This is a genomic window from Testudinibacter sp. P17/SS/0325 (assembly GCF_053570765.1).
On record NZ_CM131635.1, the window covers coordinates 1,978,472 to 1,997,030 of the forward strand.

Here is an 18,559-nt window from a genome sequence, read left to right on the forward strand (position 1 = left end):
CGAATAATGATGCTAATCCAACAACGCTTTCACTAACGCTTCTACAAATTCTAACCGTTCTTTTGCGCTTTCCGTTATTTGGCTAAAACGGAATTTGGTCGGGCCGTCGAAGCGGTAAACCGTCGGGTTTTGTTTGATTAAGGCTAAGAATTTAAGCGGATCAAGTTCGGCGTTGGCTTTGAATTCCAGTGCGCCGCCTTGGGCGTGTGCTTCGATTTTTTGGATTGCCAACGGTTTTGCCAATAGGCGCAGTTCGGCGATTTGCAGCAGGTTTTTGCCGGCTTGTGGCAGTAAACCGAAGCGGTCGATCAGTTCGACTTTCAATTCGTCCAGCTCTTGTTGGCTGGCGGCACTGGCGATCCGTTTGTAGAAGGACAGGCGCATATTGACATCGCCCAGATACTCTTCCGGCAGCAACGCAGGAATGCGCAGATCGATTTCCACTTGTTGCTGGGTCAGCTCATCAAGTGACGGTTCGCGCCCCTCTTTCAGCGCATTGACCGCACTTTCCAGCAGTTCCATATATAACGAGAAGCCGATTGATTCGATCTGTCCGCTTTGCTCGCTGCCGAGCAGTTCGCCCGCACCGCGAATTTCCAAATCGTGGGTGGCAAGCACAAAACCCGCCCCGAGATTATCCAGGCTTTCCAACGCCTCCAAGCGTTTCAATGCGTCTTTGCTCATGCGTTTCGGGTGTGGCGTGAGCAGGTAGGCGTAGGCTTGATGGTGCGACCGCCCGACCCGACCGCGTAGTTGGTGCAGTTGTGCCAAGCCGAATTTATCGGCGCGTTCGATAATAATGGTGTTGGCGGTCGGCACGTCGATCCCGGTTTCGATAATGGTGGAGCAGACCAACAAGTTGTAACGCTGATGATAAAAATCGCTCATCACCCGTTCCAAATCGCGTTCACGCATTTGTCCGTGTCCGATCACAATCCGCGCTTCCGGCACCAGTTGCGCCAGCTGTTCGGCGCAATTTTCAATCGTGGCGACATCGTTATGCAGGTAATACACCTGTCCGCCGCGCAGAATCTCGCGCAGCACCGCTTCGCGGATCAGTAAATCATCGCTTTCGCGCACAAAGGTTTTAATCGTCAGGCGGCGTGCCGGCGGGGTGGAGATAATCGACAGGTCGCGCATGCCCGTCATCGCCATATTCAGCGTGCGCGGAATCGGGGTGGCGGTCAGGGTCAGAATATCCACATTAGCGCGCAATTGTTTGATTTTTTCTTTTTGGCGCACGCCGAAACGGTGTTCTTCATCGACTACCAATAAACCGAGATTTTTAAATTTCACATCGGATTGCAGCAGCTTATGCGTGCCGATCAGGATATCCACCCGACCTTGTTCAAGTTGTTCTAAAATCACTTTTTGTTCTTTGGCGGTTTTAAAACGCGACAACATTTCCACATTGACCGCTAAATTGGCAAAGCGATCTTTGAAATTGTCATAATGCTGTTGCGCCAACAGCGTGGTTGGTACCAGAATCGCCACTTGGCGACTGTTGTTCACCGCCAAAAAGGCGGCGCGGATCGCCACTTCGGTTTTGCCGAAACCGACATCGCCGCACACCAAGCGATCCATCGCTTTCGGCTGGCACATATCGCTGATGACCGCATTGATCGCCATTTGCTGATCGACGGTTTCTTCAAAATTAAAGGTGTCGGCGAATTGGCGGAATTCCTCTTTATTATATTGAAAAGCAAAGCCTTTTTGCGTTTCACGTTTGGCATAGACATCTAACAATTCCGCCGCCACATCACGGATTTTTTCCGCCGCCTTGTGCCGCGCTTTCACCCACGTATCGCTGCCCAGTTTGTGTAATGGCGCGCTTTCTTCATTGCCGCCGACATAGCGGCTTAATAAATAGAGCGAGGAGACCGGCACATACAATTTTGCCTCGTTGGCGTAATCTAAAATCAGGTATTCTGCGGTAATGCCGCCGGTTTCGAGGGTGGTCAAACCGCCGTAACGCCCGACCCCGTGATCGAGGTGCACCACCGGCTGTCCGGTTTTCAATTCGGCTAAATTGCGGATCAACGTATCGGGATTGACGGTTTTGCGTTGATCGCGTTTGCGCTGCTGTATCCGTTCGCCCAGAAGATTGCTTTCGCTGATAATGGCTAGTTTGTTTTTATCATTCTCTAAAATAAATCCGTTTTCCAGCTCGCTAATCATCAGATTATGTCGCTGTTCATTTATTTGTGACAAGGTCACAATAAAGTGCGGTTTCAGCTTAAGCGGGCGCAATAATTCCAGTAAGGTTTCGCGCCGTCCTTCCGTTTCCACCGAAAACAGCAGTTGTCCGTCAAACTGTTCGGCAAATTGGCGCAGCAGCTTGAGCGGTTCTTTTTGTTGCGCATTAATCGTCAGCTCCGGCAGCGGACTGACGGGCAAATTGCTTTGGCGTGCCGAATTGCGTAATTTCTCGTTATGCAGGGTTAAGCGCGGGTAGTTTTTCAGGTGGCGATTGATTTCATCACTGCGTAACCAAAGCTGTTCCGGAGGTAGCAACGGACGCATTGGATCAACCTTACGGCTTTCAAAACGCTGTTGTGCGTCTTGATAGAAGCGTTGCGCACGCTCGCCGTTGTTATGGTAATCAATAAACAGGCTATTTTCAGGCAGGTAATCAAACAGCGTCGCCATCTGTTCAAAAAACAGCGGCTGCCAATATTCAATTCCCGACACAAACGTGCCTTTGCTGATTTGTTGATAGATATGTTCCGGATCACGGCGGATTTCAAAACGCTCGCGGAATTGTCCGCGGAAAAACTCAATCGCTTTCTCGTCAGTCGGGAATTCGTGCGCCGGCAGCAGATTAATCTGTTCGATTTTGTTCAGTGTGCGTTGCGTATCCACATCGAAAGTGCGGATCGAATCGATTTCATCATCGAAGAAATCCAAACGAAACGGTTCGTCGCTGCCCATCGGGAACAGATCCAACAATGAACCGCGCACCGCATATTCGCCGTGTTCCAGCACTTGTTCCACCGCGCGATAACCGGCATTTTCCAGTTGTGAGCGCAATTTGTTTAACCGCACTTTGTCGCCTTGTTTAATCAGCAACACATTGTTGCTTAAAAAGTGCGGTGGGCAGAGGCGTTGCATTAAGGTGTTAATCGGCAACACAAAAATACCTTGTTGCGGCTGTTGCAAGAAAAACAGCGCGCTTAAACGGGCGGAAATAATATCTTGGTGCGGTGAAAAACTGTCATAGGGCAAGGTTTCCCAATCGGGGAAAAAACCGATCTTTTGCGAGCTGAAACGGCGCAGTTTTTTCTCTAAACTGAGGGCGTGGCGGGTGTCGGCAGTCACCACCACGGTTAAACCTTGATGTTGGCAGGCGGCTTGGCTGATCGCCAACACGTCGCTGTCGGCAAGCACGTTGCCGAGTAATTTATGATCATTCGCCGTACTCGGCAAATTCAGGCTAAAAAGGGTGTTCATGGTTTTTGTTAGACTTAGAAAAAAATAAGCGTCTAGTGTAACCTAGACGCGGAATGAGGGAAAGTGCGGTTTAAAACATGGCTAAAAACAATTTTAGAATCTGTTGATCTTGGCTTAGTTCGGGGTGAAAAGCGCAGGCGAGCAGATTATTTTGCCGGACTAATACCGCTCTATCTTCCACTGTTGCCAATACCTCTACTTGGTCGGAGAGCAGCCGTCGGATATAGGGGGCACGGATAAAAATTGCCGGCACGGTCCCGCTTATGCCTTTAACGCAAAGTGCGGTTTGAAAGCTGTCGATTTGTCGCCCGAACCCATTGCGTTGCACTTCAATATCCATTAAGCCTAAATGGGCGGTTTCGTCGCCGTGAATCTGTTTTGCCAATAAAATCATACCGGCGCAAGTGCCGAAAATCGGTTTGCCTGCAGCGGCAAAGGCTTGAATCGCGACAATAAAACCGTATTCACCCATCAATTTCCCGATTGCGGTGCTTTCACCACCCGGTAAAATCAAGCCGTCCAGCGTTGCCAGTTGTTCCGCTTTTTTGACGGCAACGGCATTGACACCCAAGGCGTCAAGTTGCGCCAGATGTTCGCTGACCGCCCCTTGCAATGCCAGCACACCGACACGGTAAGTAGAATGGGCTTGCATACTCATACTACCAACCACGTTCTTGCATTCTGTCGCCGGCGGCGAGTTTGGCAATATCCAAGCCTTTCATCGCTTCGCCCAGTTCTTCCGATAAGCGGGCAATCCGATCATAATCTTGGTAATGGGTGGTGGCTTGTACAATCGCGCGCGCGAATTTTTCCGGATTTTCCGATTTAAAAATGCCTGAGCCGACAAAAACACCGTCTGCGCCCAACGCCATCATCAACGCGGCATCGGCAGGGGTGGCGACCCCGCCTGCGGCAAAATTGACCACCGGGAGTTTGCCTAGTTGTTTGATTTGTAATAATAATTCGAACGGTGCGCCTAATAATTTTGCTTCGGTCATTAATTCATCATGGCTCATAGCCACCACTTTGCGCACTTGTGCGTTGACTTTGCGCATATGGCGCACCGCTTCCACGATGTTGCCCGTGCCCGGTTCGCCTTTGGTGCGCAACATTGCCGCGCCTTCACCAATACGGCGCAAGGCTTCGCCCAAATCGCGACAACCACAAACGAACGGCACGGTGTAATCGCTTTTCAGCAAATGAAACTCTTCATCGGCAGGGGTCAGCACTTCGCTTTCATCAATATAATCTACCCCCATTGCCTCTAAGACACGTGCTTCGGTGATATGCCCAATCCGCACTTTTGCCATGACCGGAATACTGACCGCATTCATCACCTCTTTCACGATTTTTGGGTTTGCCATGCGAGCCACGCCGCCGGCAGCCCGAATATCCGACGGCACGCGCTCTAGCGCCATCACCGCCACCGCCCCGGCGGCTTCGGCAATGCGCGCTTGCTCCGCATTCACCACATCCATAATCACGCCGCCTTTTTGCATTTGCGCCATACCGCGTTTGACAACATCACTGCCTAAAATTTTGTTCATTATGTTTTCCTTCATTGTCGTTGGTTTTTGAATATTATTTTGTGAAGCAAGGGATCGCTATTTTGCGCTATTCAGGTATGATTAAAAGCGTCAGTTTTGATTATATTAATGGGGTCAGATGGTGAAAAACTACCTTTTTCAGTTGGATAAGCAGGCGGAGCAACCGTTATATGTTCAGTTGTATCAGCAGATCAAAGCGGATATTAGCAGTGGACGCCTTGCTTACGGCGAAAGATTGCCGTCGAAGCGGCGGTTGGCGGATTATTTAACCATCAGCCGTAATACGGTGGAAACCGCATACAGCCAACTGTTGGCCGAAGGCTATGTCGAAGCCAAAGTGCGGCAGGGTTTTTTTGTGCATTTTAAGGCGGAGCAGTTTTTTAAAACGCCCGAAAGTGCGGTGCAGCCGCAGGTGGTGAAAAAAACAGCGGCGTTTCGTTATGATCTCAACCCGAATCAAATTGATACCGCACTTTTTCCGCTGCAACGCTATAAAAAAATACAAAAAACGGTGTTACAGACACGGGGTTTGCAGTTGCTGAATATGGGGGAGAAGCAGGGCGAGACAGTGCTACGCGAGCAGATTCTTCACTATCTGTACGCTTCACGCGGCATTAGTTGTTCCATTGAGCAAATCGTGTTGGGGGCGGGGGTCGAAACCTGTATCAGCCAGCTGGTTTTGCTGCTCGATCAATGTTATCCACGGCAATCGCTGGATTATGCGATGGAACAATACGGTTATCCGATGGTGGAGCAGTTGTTATCTTTATTCGGTAAATCGGTACGAAAATTGCCGTTATTTCAGCCGCAAGCCGAACATTATCGGTTGGATTTCACCTGTTTGGCGCAAAGTGCGGTGGATGTGTTGTATCTCACGCCATCACACCAATATCCTTACGGCTCGGTTCTGTCGGTCAATGAGCGACATCAAGTATTGGAGTGGGCACAGCAGCAGCCGAACCGTTACATTATCGAAGACGATTACGACAGTGAATTCCGTTACAAAGGCAAGCCGATTCCCTCGTTGCAACATTTGGACGGCACGCTGTATTCACAGGGCAAAGTGATCTATTTAGGTTCATTTTCCAAATTATTGATGCCGTCGTTGCGTGTCACGTTTATGGTGTTGCCGCAAGCGCTCGTGCCGATTTATCAACAAAGTTGCGGCTTGCTGAATTCCACCGTGCCGCGTATTAACCAGCACGTTTTAGCGCAATTTATGCAAAGCGGTGAATTTGAGAAGCATATTCACCGCATGCGCACCCATTACCGCAAAAAAATGGAATTGCTGTGCCAATTGCTACAGCCTTATCGTCGCGTCATTCGCTATCAGGGTGAACATTCCGGCTTTTACCTGCTGTTGGAACTACGGCAAGAAACGCGCTCCGTTGCTGAACTTTGTCGCTTGGCAGAAAATGTGGGCATTAAGATTTACCCGGTGAAACAGCAGAATGCCGATAAGCGTTATTTTTCATTCGGCTTTGGAAATTTATCGCTGCAAGATTTAAATGAAGCGGTCACATTGCTGATGACCGCATGGGGATATGAAAAACACTAAAATAGGCTGAGGCTCAAGGCAAGTGCGGTTTAGAAATCCAACTGCTGATGATTAATGCCCAACGCTTCGGCGATTTTTTTACGTGTCGATTTGCGCAGTTTCTTCGAGTTTTCATGTTGTGAATAGGCGGATTGGCTGATACCTAAACGATCCGCGACTTGTTGTTGGGTGTAGCCTAAATATTCGCGCCATGCGCGCACCGCACTACAGCCTTCGTGTTTGAAAAAAATCTCGACCACTTCGCTGGGAACGCCATCACTCAAATCCAATTCACGCATTTTGATTGTGGCGAAATATTGTTCGTAAGGAATGACAACAAATGCAGGCTTCCCATTGTTATCATTGATAATTTGTGTGTTAAAAAGCGTAGGTATTGTCGTCACGTTTTTTTACCTCTTCAATGTGGATAATATGGATATTGTGTTCAAAACCATAGTTGAAAAATACTCGAAACCGTCCAACTCGTAGGCGATAATCATATTTATAGTTAGTGAGCGACTTTACATTTGAATGATAAGCAGGAAAATTAGCCAAAACTTGGCATTTACTGCGAATCATTTCTCGCTCTGGGATTTTAGCCAGTTGTTTAACCGCTCTTGACTTGAATATAATTTTATTCATTAGTTTTCCAGATTTTATAAGTTAAAATATAAGTTGTCAAATGTCGTTATACTTTAATCAAACCCGGTTTAAAGGCGAGCGGCGACAGCAAAAGTTGGAATCGGAATCGCAAAAAACAAAAAAGCGATCCGAAGATCGCTTGAGATTGCTGACAAACTGACTTCTCTCCCTCCGCGTGCGGAGGGAGTACCGTTTTGCGTAAGAAAAATGGGGAGGGAGGGGCAATATGAAAATGCAACATATTCATTTTAAAATGATTTATGCCTCCCTCCGTCCTTCGGACACCTCCCTCCGTATACGGAGGGAGGGAAATTATTCGAGAAAGAGACTTTGTCATCAGCCTGAAGCGATCCGAAGATCGCTTTAAGTGGAAAGTGCGGTTTAATCGCAGGGCAAGATTTTGATTGCCAAACCGCCGGTGGAAGTTTCGCGATATTTGGAGTTCATGTCTTTGCCGGTTTCGTACATGGTTTCAATCACTTTGTCTAAGCTAACCGACGGGCTGCTGGTGCGGCGCAGCGCCATGCGGCTGGCGTTGATCGCTTTGACCGAGGCAATGGCGTTACGTTCGATACAAGGCACTTGCACTTGTCCGTTGACCGGATCGCAGGTTAAACCGAGATTGTGTTCCATGCCGATTTCGGCGGCGATACAGACTTGATCCGGCGTGCCGCCTAAGATTTCGGTTAACCCTGCCGCCGCCATCGAACAAGCAACGCCGACCTCGCCCTGACAACCGACTTCTGCTCCGGAAATAGAAGCATTCATTTTATACAGCGAGCCGACAATGCCGCAGGTTAACAAATAGCGTGCAATCGTTTCCTCCGACAGCGGGGCGATAAATTGCTGGTAATACGCCAACACCGCCGGCACAATGCCACAGGCGCCGTTGGTCGGTGCAGTCACCACCCGTCCGCCTGCCGCATTTTCTTCATTAATCGCCAACGCGAACATGTTCACCCAGTCGATGATTTTCATCGGATCGTTCGACAGACTGTTGTTCGATTCCAGCATGCGGCGAAGTGCGGTCGCTCGGCGCGTTACTTTCAGCGGCCCGGGCAGCAAACCTTCGGTGTGCATGCCGCGTTGCATACAATCCGACATGGTTTGCCAAATCCGCTGCAAATAGGCGTTGACCGCACTTTGATCGCGCAGGGCGATTTCATTGCGCAACATCATACCGGCGATCGATAATCCGCTATTTTTGCAATGTTGCAGGATATCATTGGCACTGTGATACGGATAAGGTACATTCAATACGCTGTCTTGGGTTTGGTTAAAATTTGCCTCGTCCACGATAAAGCCGCCGCCAATCGAATAATAGGTTTGCGAATAAACGGGTTGTCCCTGTTTTAAGGCGTGTAAGCGCATGCCGTTTTCATGCAGCGGCAGAAAGGTTTTATGGAAAACCAAATCCTGTTCAAAGTCGAATTTGACTTGTTGCTGTCCGCGCATAATCGGCAAAAGTGCGGTCTGTTTCAACGAGCCGATAAATGCGGGAATGGCTTCAATTTCCACGTCTTCCGGCAAATAACCCGCCAAGCCCATAATCACCGCGGTATCGGTGCTGTGCCCGCGTCCGGTCAGGGAGAGCGAGCCGTAAACATCCACTTTAAGCTGGTCGATTTCAGGCAACAACCGTTGCTGTTCCAGTTCATCCACAAACTGTTTTCCGGCTTTCATCGGTCCGACGGTATGCGAACTGGACGGTCCGATCCCGATTTTAAAAATATCAAACACACTAATCATAAAAGACTCTTTTTATTTTTCTTAACGCTCAAACCTCTGCCAAAGCAGAGGTTTGCTGTCTATCATACAACAAAGTTCAACCTTAACGGAAAAGGATATAAACGATTGCTGAAATCGCAATCAATCCCATCACGGTGACAAACACATTGCTGAACTTGCCGCGGTATTTTTGCATTGCCGGGACGTTACGAATCGCATACATCGGCATGATAAACAGAATCATGGCAATAATCGGTCCGCCCAAGGATTCGATTAAGCCTAAAATACTCGGATTAATGGTTGCCACCAGCCAAAGCGAAAACAGGAAGAACAGCGCGGTGATGTAATTCAATCGGTTGCGGTTAATGTCTGTTTTCCCGGCGTCACGGTTCATTTTGATGATTAATCCCGCCAAACCTTCGCGCGCGCCAAGATAGTGGCCGAAGAAGGAGCTGGTAATCGCCAGAAAAGCGACCAATGGTCCGAAATAAGAAATATACGGGTTATCGAATTTATTGGCGAGAAACGACAAAATGGAGATGTTTTGGGTTTTTGCCAAGGCTAATTCTTCAGGGGTTAAGGTCAGGACACAGCTGAAAACAAATAACATCACAAAAATCAGCAATAAGGCGGAAGTGCCGCGCAGCACGCGGTTGCTATGCTGTTCCGTGGCTTCGCGGGTTTTATATTCGCGTCGTTGTGACAGGCTGAAAGCGGAGATCGCCGGCGAATGGTTAAATGAAAAAATGAGCACGGGGATGGTGAGCCACAAAGTTGTTAAAAATGCACTGCCGCTCGGCATTTGTTGTAACGACGCCGTGTTCCATTCCGGGATTAAATAGATTGAGAGGGCAAATAAGATGGCAACGAGCGGATAAACCAACCACTCGGTGACTTTCAGCATAAACTTTTCCCCCATCAACATCACGCTGATTAAAGCCGAAATTAACATAATCGATAAAATCATGCGTGGCGGCGCAGCCATATGCAGCTGGTTTTCCATAAATGAAATGACGGTATTGGTGATTCCGACGCCGTAAATTAATAAGATCGGGAAAATGGCGAAAAAATAGAGCAGGGTGATCAGTTTCCCGGCGGTTTTACCAAAATGTTCTTCGACGACCTCGGTAATATCGCTGCCCGGATGTTCGGACGATAACACAAAACGGCTTAAACCGCGGTGCGCTAAGTAGGTCATCGGACCGACGATTAGCGCCATAAAGACCAACGGCCAAAAACCACCCATTCCGGCATTAATCGGCAGGAATAAAACACCGGCACCGACAGCGGTACCGAAAAGGTTTAAAACCCAAGCACTATCCAATTTATTCCATTTTTTTTCATCTGCCAAGGCGGCAGTTTTAATGTTGCTTATTTCCATATAAATTTCATCCTAAATTAACTAATTGATTATACTTGACATTTATTTAATAGTAGTCTGGAGTTGTACCAGTGACGACGGCGGGATGATAGGGAAGTAAAATAAGAAAAACAAATGCCGGATATCAGAATTGTGATCTGCCCGGCAATATATTGGAATAGTCAGCTGAAATGTTTAATAAGTTGTTAAAAATATTGGTTTATTTTGTGGTTATAAAAGAATAACCCCGCTTTGCCGTTTACGTTTTTTGGGAAAAAGTGCGGTATTGTAAAAGGAAATGTTCAAAATCTTCTAAGCCGCAAAAGGCGAGGCTTTCCTGATCATAATAACTGAAGCCCTCTTCCATTTCCTCCGTATTATCAAAGGCTAAATTATTGGCTTGAACCATCACTTCTTCGCCGTCGAGCGAAAGGGTGAATTCGTGGCCGATCAGCCGGAGTTCCGCCTGCGGGTTGCGATTTTGTTTGGCTTGTTCGATCAACGCGAAGACTGCCGCGAGCTTTTGCGTGTCGCCGTAAATCTCGCTGTTAATCCAATTGGAGAGCGCTTCATGCTCCATACTGCAACGGGCAATCGGTTTGCCTGAATAATCGAAAGAGAATTGAAAATCCATACTGCGATTCCTTATAAACGAAAAAACGATTGCATTTTAGCAGGGCTTGCGGTAAATAAAAATACTAGGTTTTATTTGTTCGATTTGATCTATCACAACATTTTATCTGCTAAATCTCAGTATGCTATATTGCAGATTATTTTGAATTCACCGATCTTGAGGTCCGAAAATATGACAGCAACAGAATTATTGGGCGAAGGTATCAATCTAATGCTCTCCGGCATGGGCTTTGTCCTGCTATTTCTTTTGATCCTTATTTTTTCCATTCGCTTAATGTCGAATACGGTAAATCGTTTCTTCCCTGAGATTATCAAACCTGTTGCCGCTAAACCCAGTGCGGTTGTTCCCAATGCGGCGAGTGAAATTGATGTCCTGCGTCCGGTTATTGTCGCCGCGATTGCGCACCACCGCCGTCAACAACAGAACAATTAATGCTTATTTTAATGGAGTTTTATCATGACAAAATCAGTTCGTCCGATTGCTATTACTGATGTGGTGTTGCGTGATGCTCACCAATCCCTGTTTGCCACCCGTTTACGTTTAGATGATATGTTGCCGATTGCGTCCGAATTGGATCAAATCGGTTATTGGTCATTGGAAGCATGGGGAGGCGCGACCTTTGACTCGTGTATCCGTTATCTGGGCGAAGATCCGTGGGTGCGTTTGCGTGAGCTGAAAAAAGCGATTCCGAATACGCCATTACAAATGTTATTGCGCGGGCAAAATTTGCTGGGTTATCGTCATTATGCCGATGATGTGGTCGAGCGTTTTGTCGAAAGAGCGGTCAGTAATGGCATGGACGTGTTCCGGGTATTCGATGCGATGAACGATCCGCGCAATATGCGTTGTGCGTTGCAAGCGGTGCGTAAGCATGGCGGTCATGCACAAGGTACATTGAGCTATACCACCAGCCCGGTGCATACGTTGGAAACCTGGTTGGAGGTGACGGAGCAATTGATGGAGATCGGCGTCGATTCGGTGGTGATCAAAGATATGTCCGGTATTTTAACGCCAATGGCAGCTTATGAACTGGTGAGTGAAATCAAAAAACGTTACGACGTGCGCCTGCATTTGCACTGTCACGCCACCACCGGGATGGCGGAAATGGCACTGTTAAAAGCAATTGAGGCGGGCGTTGACGGTGTCGATACCGCGATCTCCTCCATGAGCGGCACATACGGGCACCCGGCAACCGAAGCATTGGTGGCGACGTTGCAGGGCAGCGAATATGACAGCGGCTTGGATATTCACAAATTGGAAAAAATCGCGGCGTATTTCCGCGAGGTACGTAAAAAATATCAAGCCTTTGAGGGGCAATTAAAAGGTTCTGACAGTCGGATTTTAGTGGCGCAAGTACCGGGCGGCATGTTGACCAATTTGGAAAGCCAATTGAAACAACAAAATGCCTCGCAAAAATTGGATGAGGTGTTGGCGGAAATCCCGCGGGTGCGTAAAGATCTGGGCTATATTCCGTTGGTGACCCCAACCTCGCAAATCGTCGGTACTCAGGCGGTGATCAACGTATTGATGGGGGAGCGTTATAAAACCATTGCCAAAGAAACCGCAGGGATTTTGAAAGGCGAATATGGCCGCACCCCGGCGCCGGTCGATACCGCACTTCAAGCCAAAGTATTAAACGGCGGAACGGCGATTACCGACCGTCCGGCGGATCATCTACCGCCCGAAATGGAGAAATTAACCGGTGAAGTGAAGCAACTGGCCGCCGAAAAAGGCATTAAATTGGCAGAGAATGCAATTGATGATGTCTTAATTGTGGCGTTATTCCCGCAAGTCGGTTTGAAATTCCTTGAAAACCGCGGTAATCCAAGTGCCTTTGAACCGGCGCCGACCGGTGTGACAGCGTCACGAGAAAAAGCGGAAAGCAAACCGGTTAAAGTCAGTTCCGGGCCGGCGGTTTATACCGTGGAATTAGAGGGCAAAGCTTTTGTGGTGAAAGTGAGCGAAGGCGGGGAAGTCGGGGAAATTACTTCGACCGCGCCGCAAACGGTAACATCGGCGGCGGCACCGGCACAAACCGGCGGTGTGGAAGTGACCGCGCCGATGGCGGGTAACATCTGGAAAGTGGTTGTCAGCGAAGGGCAACAAGTGGCAAAAGACGAGGTGTTATTAGTATTGGAAGCGATGAAAATGGAAACGGAAATCCGTGCCGCTCAAGCCGGTAAAGTACAAGGAATCGCGGTGAAAGCCGGAGATGTCGTTGCCGTCGGTGATCGCTTAATGAATTTAGCCTAGAGAGCCGAATGTTATGGAAAGTATTTATACTCTTGTAGGCGGGATGGGCTTTATGCACCTTGAACCGGGGCAGGCAATTATGATCGCCGTCAGTTTATTGTTGCTGTGGCTGGCGATTGCTCGCAAATTTGAACCGCTGTTGCTGTTGCCGATCGGGTTTGGCGGGTTACTTGCCAATATTCCCGAAGCAGGCATGGCAATGAGCGCATTGGATAATTTGTTACATAGCGGTACGGCGGAGCAACTGACCTTTGTTGCCGCGAAGCTCAATAGCACAACGGATATTGCTTCGATCAAGGCGGCATTAAATACCGCACTTCCGTCAATCGTGAGCCAGTTGGAAAGCTATGCGACGGATATGGGCTACAGCACCGGAATTTTGGCGCTGTTCTACAAAGTTGCGATCGGTTATGGCGTCGCACCGTTGGTGATTTTTATGGGGGTTGGTGCTATGACGGATTTCGGTCCGCTGCTGGCGAACCCTAAAACCCTATTGTTGGGCGCGGCGGCGCAGTTCGGTATCTTTGCCACGGTGTTGGGCGCATTATTGCTGAATTGGTTAGGCTTAATCGAATTTACCTTACCGCAAGCGGCTTCAATCGGTATTATCGGCGGTGCTGATGGTCCGACCGCGATTTACTTATCCAGCAAATTGGCGCCTGAGCTATTGGGGGCGATTGCGGTTGCAGCGTATTCCTATATGGCATTGGTACCGTTAATCCAACCGCCGATTATGAAAGCGCTGACCAGTGAAAGTGAACGCAAAATCCGCATGGTGCAATTGCGTAATGTCAGTAAACGGGAAAAAATTCTGTTCCCGATCGTATTATTGTTGCTGGTCGCATTATTATTGCCGGACGCAGCGCCGTTATTGGGGATGTTCTGCTTCGGCAATTTAATGCGGGTGAGCGGCGTGGTTGATCGCTTGAGCGACACCACGCAAAATGCGCTGATTAACATCGTCACCATTATCTTAGGCTTGTCCGTCGGGGCAAAATTGGTTGCAGATAAATTTTTGCAGCCGCAAACATTGGGGATTTTATTATTGGGCGTGATTGCATTTGCTATCGGCACGGCAAGCGGCGTATTAATGGCGAAATTATTAAACCGTTTTGCCAAAGACCAGATCAATCCGTTGATCGGTGCGGCGGGGGTTTCAGCGGTACCGATGGCGGCAAGGGTTGCCAATAAAGTCGGTTTGGAAGCCGATTCGCAAAATTTCCTGTTAATGCACGCGATGGGGCCGAATGTCGCCGGCGTTATCGGCTCGGCAATTGCCGCCGGGGTGATGTTGAAATATATTGCGGCGATGTGATGGTTTATGAATAGCGAACAAAAAGGCAGCCAATCGGCTGCCTTTATTGATATTAAAATAATCAGATACTAAATGACGATCCGCAACCGCAAGTGGTGCTGGCATTCGGGTTATTCACGATAAAACGCGAGCCTTCCAACCCTTCGGTGTAATCTACCGTGCCGCCGATTAAATATTGCAAACTCATCGGGTCAACCACCAAAGCAACGCCGTTTTTTTCGATGGTTAAATCACCGTCATTGACTTTCTCATCAAAAGTGAAGCCGTATTGAAAGCCGCTACAACCGCCGCCGGTGATATAGACGCGTAATTTTAAATTCGAATTATCTTCGTCGGCGACGAGATTTTTTACTTTGTTCGCAGCGGCGTCGGTAAAAATTAATGGAATTGCTACATCTGTCATAAGGACTCCCACTGATGTGCGATAAAAATATTCGGCTATTATTATACAAGCGGAATTTCTGTTCAAGCGGTATTTCGGTGCAAAGTGCGGTAGCGGAGAGCATACTGTTTTATCTGGCGGGCTGAAAATGCTATACTTTGCCACGAGTTAAAATAAGCGTACATTAAAAGGTAACCCATGAATATTCCTATCCGCAATGATGTTGAATTAGAAAAACTGCGTGTAGCCTGCAAATTGGCACAAGAAGTGCTGGTGATGATCGAGCCGTATGTTAAGGCGGGCGTGAGCACCGGCGAGTTGGATCGCATTTGCCATGAATATATGGCGAATGAACAGAACGTGGTGCCGGCGTGTCTGAATTACCACGGTTTCCCTAACGCAACCTGCATTTCGGTGAATGAAGTGGTTTGCCACGGTATTCCGAGTACCGATAAAATTTTGAAAAACGGCGATATCGTGAATATTGACGTTACCGTGATCAAAGACGGATTTTTCGGCGATAATTCAAAAATGTTCTTGGTCGGCGAACCCTCGATTCAAGCCAAACGCCTGTGCGAAGTGACGTTGGAGTCATTGTATATCGGCTTACGTACCGTGAAAGCGGGGATTCGGCTGAATCAGATTGGAAAGACCATTCAGCAATACGTCGAAAGCAAAGGCTGTACGGTGGTGCGCGAATATTGCGGACACGGCATTGGCGATCAATTCCATTGTGATCCGCAAGTGTTGCATTATTATGCCGATGACGGCGGTGTCATTTTGCAGCCGGGCATGGTGTTCACGATTGAACCGATGGTGAACGCCGGACGACGCGAAGTGCGGTTGATGAAAGACGGTTGGACGGTGAAAACCAAAGATCGTAGCCCGTCGGCACAGTATGAACACCAGATTGTGGTGACCGAAACCGGCTGCGAAGTGATGACGATTCGTGATGAGGAGATCGCCGAAGGGCGGATCTCGCGTATTATGGTTAATCGATAAATAACCTCATTTTTCCCTCCTCCGCCCTTCGGAATCTCCCTCCGCTCGCGGGGGAGGGAAATAACCCGCTTAGTTTGTTGTGATAACCGCTAATCCCTTGGGCTTATTATGAAACCAAATCCCCCGTTCTTAACTCCTTCTGATGTCAAAAATCAGCTACAACAACTCAAAGAGCAAGAATTGGCGCAATTCAGCCAACGCGATGTACATGAATTGATTGCCGCGCGCAGCCGTTTTTACGATCAACTGCTATGCCGTTTGTGGCGGCAATTTGGGTTGGATCAACAGCCGTTGGCACTGGTGGCGGTCGGCGGCTATGGACGGGAAGAAATGTTTCCGCTGTCGGATTTGGATATTTTAATTCTCAGTGAAACCGCACTTTCGGCAGCACAAGAACAACAAATTGCCGCTTTGATTCAATTTTTATGGGATTGCCGTTTTGAGGTCGGACATAGCGTGCGGACCCTTGCGCAATGCGTTGCCGAGGGGAAAAGCGATCTCACGATTGCCACCAATTTGCTGGAGTCGCGTTTTCTGTTCGGGCAAACCGCACTTTTTGCACAACTGCAAAGTGCGGTCAAAGCCGCCGATTTTTGGACGACAGAAGCGTTTTTCCACGGCAAAATGCAAGAAAAGGCGGCGCGTTATCAGCGTTATCACAACACCGGTTATAACCTTGAGCCGGATATTAAATACAGCCCCGGCGGACTGCGCGATTTACATCTGCTGTATTGGATTGCGTTGCGTCATGTGGGCGCGAAAAATTTGCAGGATATTCTTGATTCCGGTTTTATCTACCCGGAAGAACACCGGATTTTAAATGCGGCACAACATTTTTTATTCAAATTGCGTTTTGCTTTGCATTTGGTGATTAAACGCTACGACAACCGTTTGTTATTTGATCGCCAGCTGAAAGTCAGCGAAATGTTGGGCTATCAAGGGCAGGGTAGTCAGGCGAATCATGCAGTTGAAGCGATGATGAAACAGTTTTTCCGCACCGCCCATGATATTCGTGAATTGAGTGAAATTTTATTGCAGCATTATCAAGAACATTTCGTCAATCGTTGTGATGATTGCGTGGCGCAGCCGCTGGATGAAAATTTTGAATTAAAAAATCATGCCATTCGGTTATCTCGCCCCGACTGCTTTTTTCTACGGCCGGATACGATGTTAGACCTGTTTTTTCATTTGACGGAACAGCCGCAAGCCATGATTCACTCTACCACCTTGCGCCGTTTGCGTTTGGCTTTAATGCAAAAAACACAGTATTTGAGCGATAATCCGTTAGCGCGGCAAAAATTTATCCGTTTATTGACGCAGCCGAATGCGATCAGCCGTGCGCTTGTGCCAATGCACCAACACGGCGTACTGAATGCCTATTTGGAAGAATGGAATAATATCAGCGGCTTAATGCAGTTTGATCTGTTTCATGCCTATACGGTGGACGAACACACCATTCGTGTGTTGTTAAAGCTGGAAAGCTTTTTGGATGCACGCAATGCGGAGCTACATCCGTTGTGCGTGGCGCTGTTTCCGCAACTGGACAGCCGCAATTTAATCTATGTGACCGCACTTTTTCATGATATTGCCAAAGGGCGCGGCGGCGATCATGCCGAATTGGGCGCGATTGATGTGTATGATTTTGCCAAAAAACACGGTTTTAGCGAGGACGATTCTGAAATGATGGCATGGTTGGTGCTACATCATTTGAAAATGTCGGTCACGGCGCAACGGCGCGATATTTATGATCCGCAAGTGGTGCTGGAATTTGCCAACAGCGTCAAAACCGCGGCACGACTGGATTATCTCACCTGTTTAACCGTGGCGGACATCAGCGCCACCAACAGCACGTTATGGAATAGTTGGAAACGCTCGTTGATTAAAACCTTGTATCAATTCACTCGACAACAATTGGAACAAGGCACGGATTCTCTGCTCGATGTCAGCGATCAAGTGCTACGGAACCGTTTGCGGGCGCTGAGCTTATTGCAGCCGTTGTTACAGGGCGAAAGTCTGAAATTGCGTGCGGTGAATGATTTCTGGCAGCGCTGCCCGCAGGATTATTTTTTGCGCAATAACCCGGAACAGTTGGCATGGCACGCTGAATTGGTTTGTCGCTCGGATCAAGAGATTGTCGTTAAATCCAGCAACCGTTTTTCACAAGGCGGCACCGAACTGTTTGTATATTGCCCCGATCAACCGCACTTGTTTAATAAAGTGGTGCGGGCGATTGAAGCCAAAAACCTGTCGATTCACGACGCACAGATTCTAACCAGCAACGACGGTTATGCGCTGGATTCATTTATTATCACGGAAACCAACGGCGTATTGGCAAAATTTGATCGCCGCCGCAGCATTGAGAAAAGTGTGCTTAATGCGCTGAAAAGCGAGTATAAACCGGCGGCTAACCGCAAGGTTAATAATAAATTGCAGCACTTCCATGTGCCGACCGAAGTGCGGTTTCTGGATACGGAAAAGCGCGGGCAAACCGAATTGGAAATTTTTGTGTTGGATAAACCGGGCTTGTTGGCGCTGATCAGTAATGTCTTTAGTCAACAGGGCTTAAACCTGCTCAATGCTAAGATTACCACCACAGGCGAACGCGCCGAGGATTTTTTTATTTTATCGAATCGTGATAATCAAGCCTTGACCGAAAATGAGCGTCGGCAGTTGCAACAGGCATTGCTGACCGCACTTTAGCTTAAAGTA

Annotated in this window: 15 protein-coding genes; 6 read left to right on the top strand and 9 right to left on the bottom strand. The window is 48.2% G+C overall.

The window, feature by feature from the left end; genetic code table 11:
- Positions 1 to 12 precede the first annotated feature (12 nt).
- The 3 genes from mfd to pdxS form a co-directional block, all read right to left on the bottom strand.
- Complete coding sequence (gene mfd / locus ACWA50_RS09395; RefSeq protein WP_431051904.1) at positions 13 to 3,450, bottom strand: transcription-repair coupling factor; 3,438 nt, start codon at positions 3,448 to 3,450, stop codon at positions 13 to 15.
- Positions 3,451 to 3,520: 70 nt separating this feature from the next.
- Entirely contained in the window at positions 3,521 to 4,102 is a 582-nt protein-coding gene (gene pdxT / locus ACWA50_RS09400; protein ID WP_431054333.1) for a pyridoxal 5'-phosphate synthase glutaminase subunit PdxT, read from the bottom strand.
- 7 nt (positions 4,103 to 4,109) lie between these two features.
- The gene (gene pdxS / locus ACWA50_RS09405) at positions 4,110 to 4,997 is read right to left on the bottom strand and encodes a pyridoxal 5'-phosphate synthase lyase subunit PdxS (protein WP_431051906.1); all 888 of its coding nucleotides are present in this window, start codon (positions 4,995 to 4,997) and stop codon (positions 4,110 to 4,112) included.
- A gap of 121 nt (positions 4,998 to 5,118) precedes the next feature.
- Here pdxS and pdxR point away from each other — a divergent pair, with 121 nt between their 5' ends.
- Positions 5,119 to 6,555 carry a MocR-like pyridoxine biosynthesis transcription factor PdxR gene (gene pdxR, locus ACWA50_RS09410; RefSeq protein WP_431054334.1) on the top strand — a complete coding sequence of 479 codons (1,437 nt, stop codon included), beginning with the start codon at positions 5,119 to 5,121 and terminating at the stop codon, positions 6,553 to 6,555.
- Between the two features lie 29 nt (positions 6,556 to 6,584).
- On the opposite strand, the gene ACWA50_RS09415 is transcribed toward pdxR, so the two are convergent.
- The 5 genes from ACWA50_RS09415 to ACWA50_RS09435 form a co-directional block, all read right to left on the bottom strand.
- Positions 6,585 to 6,929: a helix-turn-helix domain-containing protein gene (locus ACWA50_RS09415; RefSeq protein WP_431054335.1), complete on the bottom strand. Its 345-nt coding sequence runs from the start codon at positions 6,927 to 6,929 to the stop codon at positions 6,585 to 6,587.
- Positions 6,913 to 7,176 carry a type II toxin-antitoxin system RelE family toxin gene (locus ACWA50_RS09420; protein ID WP_431051908.1) on the bottom strand — a complete coding sequence of 88 codons (264 nt, stop codon included), beginning with the start codon at positions 7,174 to 7,176 and terminating at the stop codon, positions 6,913 to 6,915. The genes ACWA50_RS09415 and ACWA50_RS09420 overlap by 17 nt, the downstream gene beginning before the upstream one ends.
- A gap of 381 nt (positions 7,177 to 7,557) precedes the next feature.
- Positions 7,558 to 8,925: an L-serine ammonia-lyase gene (locus tag ACWA50_RS09425; protein WP_431051910.1), complete on the bottom strand. Its 1,368-nt coding sequence runs from the start codon at positions 8,923 to 8,925 to the stop codon at positions 7,558 to 7,560.
- Between the two features lie 82 nt (positions 8,926 to 9,007).
- On the bottom strand, positions 9,008 to 10,285 hold the full coding sequence (locus ACWA50_RS09430; RefSeq protein WP_431051912.1) for an HAAAP family serine/threonine permease: 1,278 nt from the start codon (positions 10,283 to 10,285) through the stop codon (positions 9,008 to 9,010).
- A 238-nt stretch (positions 10,286 to 10,523) separates the two neighbouring features.
- Positions 10,524 to 10,898: a YacL family protein gene (locus ACWA50_RS09435; protein WP_431051914.1), complete on the bottom strand. Its 375-nt coding sequence runs from the start codon at positions 10,896 to 10,898 to the stop codon at positions 10,524 to 10,526.
- Positions 10,899 to 11,069: 171 nt separating this feature from the next.
- Here ACWA50_RS09435 and ACWA50_RS09440 point away from each other — a divergent pair, with 171 nt between their 5' ends.
- From ACWA50_RS09440 to ACWA50_RS09450, 3 genes are read left to right on the top strand one after another with little or no spacing between them, the layout of a single operon-like run.
- The gene (locus ACWA50_RS09440; RefSeq protein ID WP_431051916.1) at positions 11,070 to 11,330 is read left to right on the top strand and encodes an oxaloacetate decarboxylase subunit gamma; all 261 of its coding nucleotides are present in this window, start codon (positions 11,070 to 11,072) and stop codon (positions 11,328 to 11,330) included.
- A 24-nt stretch (positions 11,331 to 11,354) separates the two neighbouring features.
- Positions 11,355 to 13,151 (top strand): sodium-extruding oxaloacetate decarboxylase subunit alpha, encoded by a 1,797-nt coding sequence (gene oadA, locus ACWA50_RS09445; protein WP_431051918.1) that lies wholly within the window; start codon positions 11,355 to 11,357, stop codon positions 13,149 to 13,151.
- Between the two features lie 13 nt (positions 13,152 to 13,164).
- A complete protein-coding gene (locus tag ACWA50_RS09450; protein WP_431051920.1) occupies positions 13,165 to 14,466 on the top strand; it encodes a sodium ion-translocating decarboxylase subunit beta in 1,302 nt (433 codons plus the stop codon).
- Between the two features lie 61 nt (positions 14,467 to 14,527).
- Here ACWA50_RS09450 and erpA read toward each other — a convergent pair whose 3' ends face one another.
- Positions 14,528 to 14,869 carry an iron-sulfur cluster insertion protein ErpA gene (gene erpA, locus ACWA50_RS09455; protein WP_431051922.1) on the bottom strand — a complete coding sequence of 114 codons (342 nt, stop codon included), beginning with the start codon at positions 14,867 to 14,869 and terminating at the stop codon, positions 14,528 to 14,530.
- 177 nt (positions 14,870 to 15,046) lie between these two features.
- Here erpA and map point away from each other — a divergent pair, with 177 nt between their 5' ends.
- Both map and glnD read left to right on the top strand, forming a co-directional pair.
- Complete coding sequence (gene map / locus ACWA50_RS09460) at positions 15,047 to 15,850, top strand: type I methionyl aminopeptidase (RefSeq protein WP_431051924.1); 804 nt, start codon at positions 15,047 to 15,049, stop codon at positions 15,848 to 15,850.
- A 108-nt stretch (positions 15,851 to 15,958) separates the two neighbouring features.
- The gene (glnD, locus tag ACWA50_RS09465) at positions 15,959 to 18,550 is read left to right on the top strand and encodes a bifunctional uridylyltransferase/uridylyl-removing protein GlnD (RefSeq protein WP_431051925.1); all 2,592 of its coding nucleotides are present in this window, start codon (positions 15,959 to 15,961) and stop codon (positions 18,548 to 18,550) included.
- The last annotated feature ends 9 nt before the right edge of the window (positions 18,551 to 18,559 follow it).

Bases quoted from the DNA above. Each gene is read 5' to 3' on its own strand.
- oadA (WP_431051918.1), top strand. From the start codon at position 11,355: ATGACAAAATCAGTTCGTCCGATTGCTATTACTGATGTGGTGTTGCGT.
- ACWA50_RS09420 (WP_431051908.1), bottom strand. From the start codon at position 7,176: ATGAATAAAATTATATTCAAGTCAAGAGCGGTTAAACAACTGGCTAAA.
- erpA (WP_431051922.1), bottom strand. From the start codon at position 14,869: ATGACAGATGTAGCAATTCCATTAATTTTTACCGACGCCGCTGCGAAC.
- ACWA50_RS09430 (WP_431051912.1), bottom strand. From the start codon at position 10,285: ATGGAAATAAGCAACATTAAAACTGCCGCCTTGGCAGATGAAAAAAAA.
- mfd (WP_431051904.1), bottom strand. From the start codon at position 3,450: ATGAACACCCTTTTTAGCCTGAATTTGCCGAGTACGGCGAATGATCAT.
- ACWA50_RS09450 (WP_431051920.1), top strand. From the start codon at position 13,165: ATGGAAAGTATTTATACTCTTGTAGGCGGGATGGGCTTTATGCACCTT.
- ACWA50_RS09440 (WP_431051916.1), top strand. From the start codon at position 11,070: ATGACAGCAACAGAATTATTGGGCGAAGGTATCAATCTAATGCTCTCC.
- pdxS (WP_431051906.1), bottom strand. From the start codon at position 4,997: ATGAACAAAATTTTAGGCAGTGATGTTGTCAAACGCGGTATGGCGCAA.
- ACWA50_RS09425 (WP_431051910.1), bottom strand. From the start codon at position 8,925: ATGATTAGTGTGTTTGATATTTTTAAAATCGGGATCGGACCGTCCAGT.
- ACWA50_RS09435 (WP_431051914.1), bottom strand. From the start codon at position 10,898: ATGGATTTTCAATTCTCTTTCGATTATTCAGGCAAACCGATTGCCCGT.
- glnD (WP_431051925.1), top strand. From the start codon at position 15,959: ATGAAACCAAATCCCCCGTTCTTAACTCCTTCTGATGTCAAAAATCAG.
- map (WP_431051924.1), top strand. From the start codon at position 15,047: ATGAATATTCCTATCCGCAATGATGTTGAATTAGAAAAACTGCGTGTA.
- pdxT (WP_431054333.1), bottom strand. From the start codon at position 4,102: ATGCAAGCCCATTCTACTTACCGTGTCGGTGTGCTGGCATTGCAAGGG.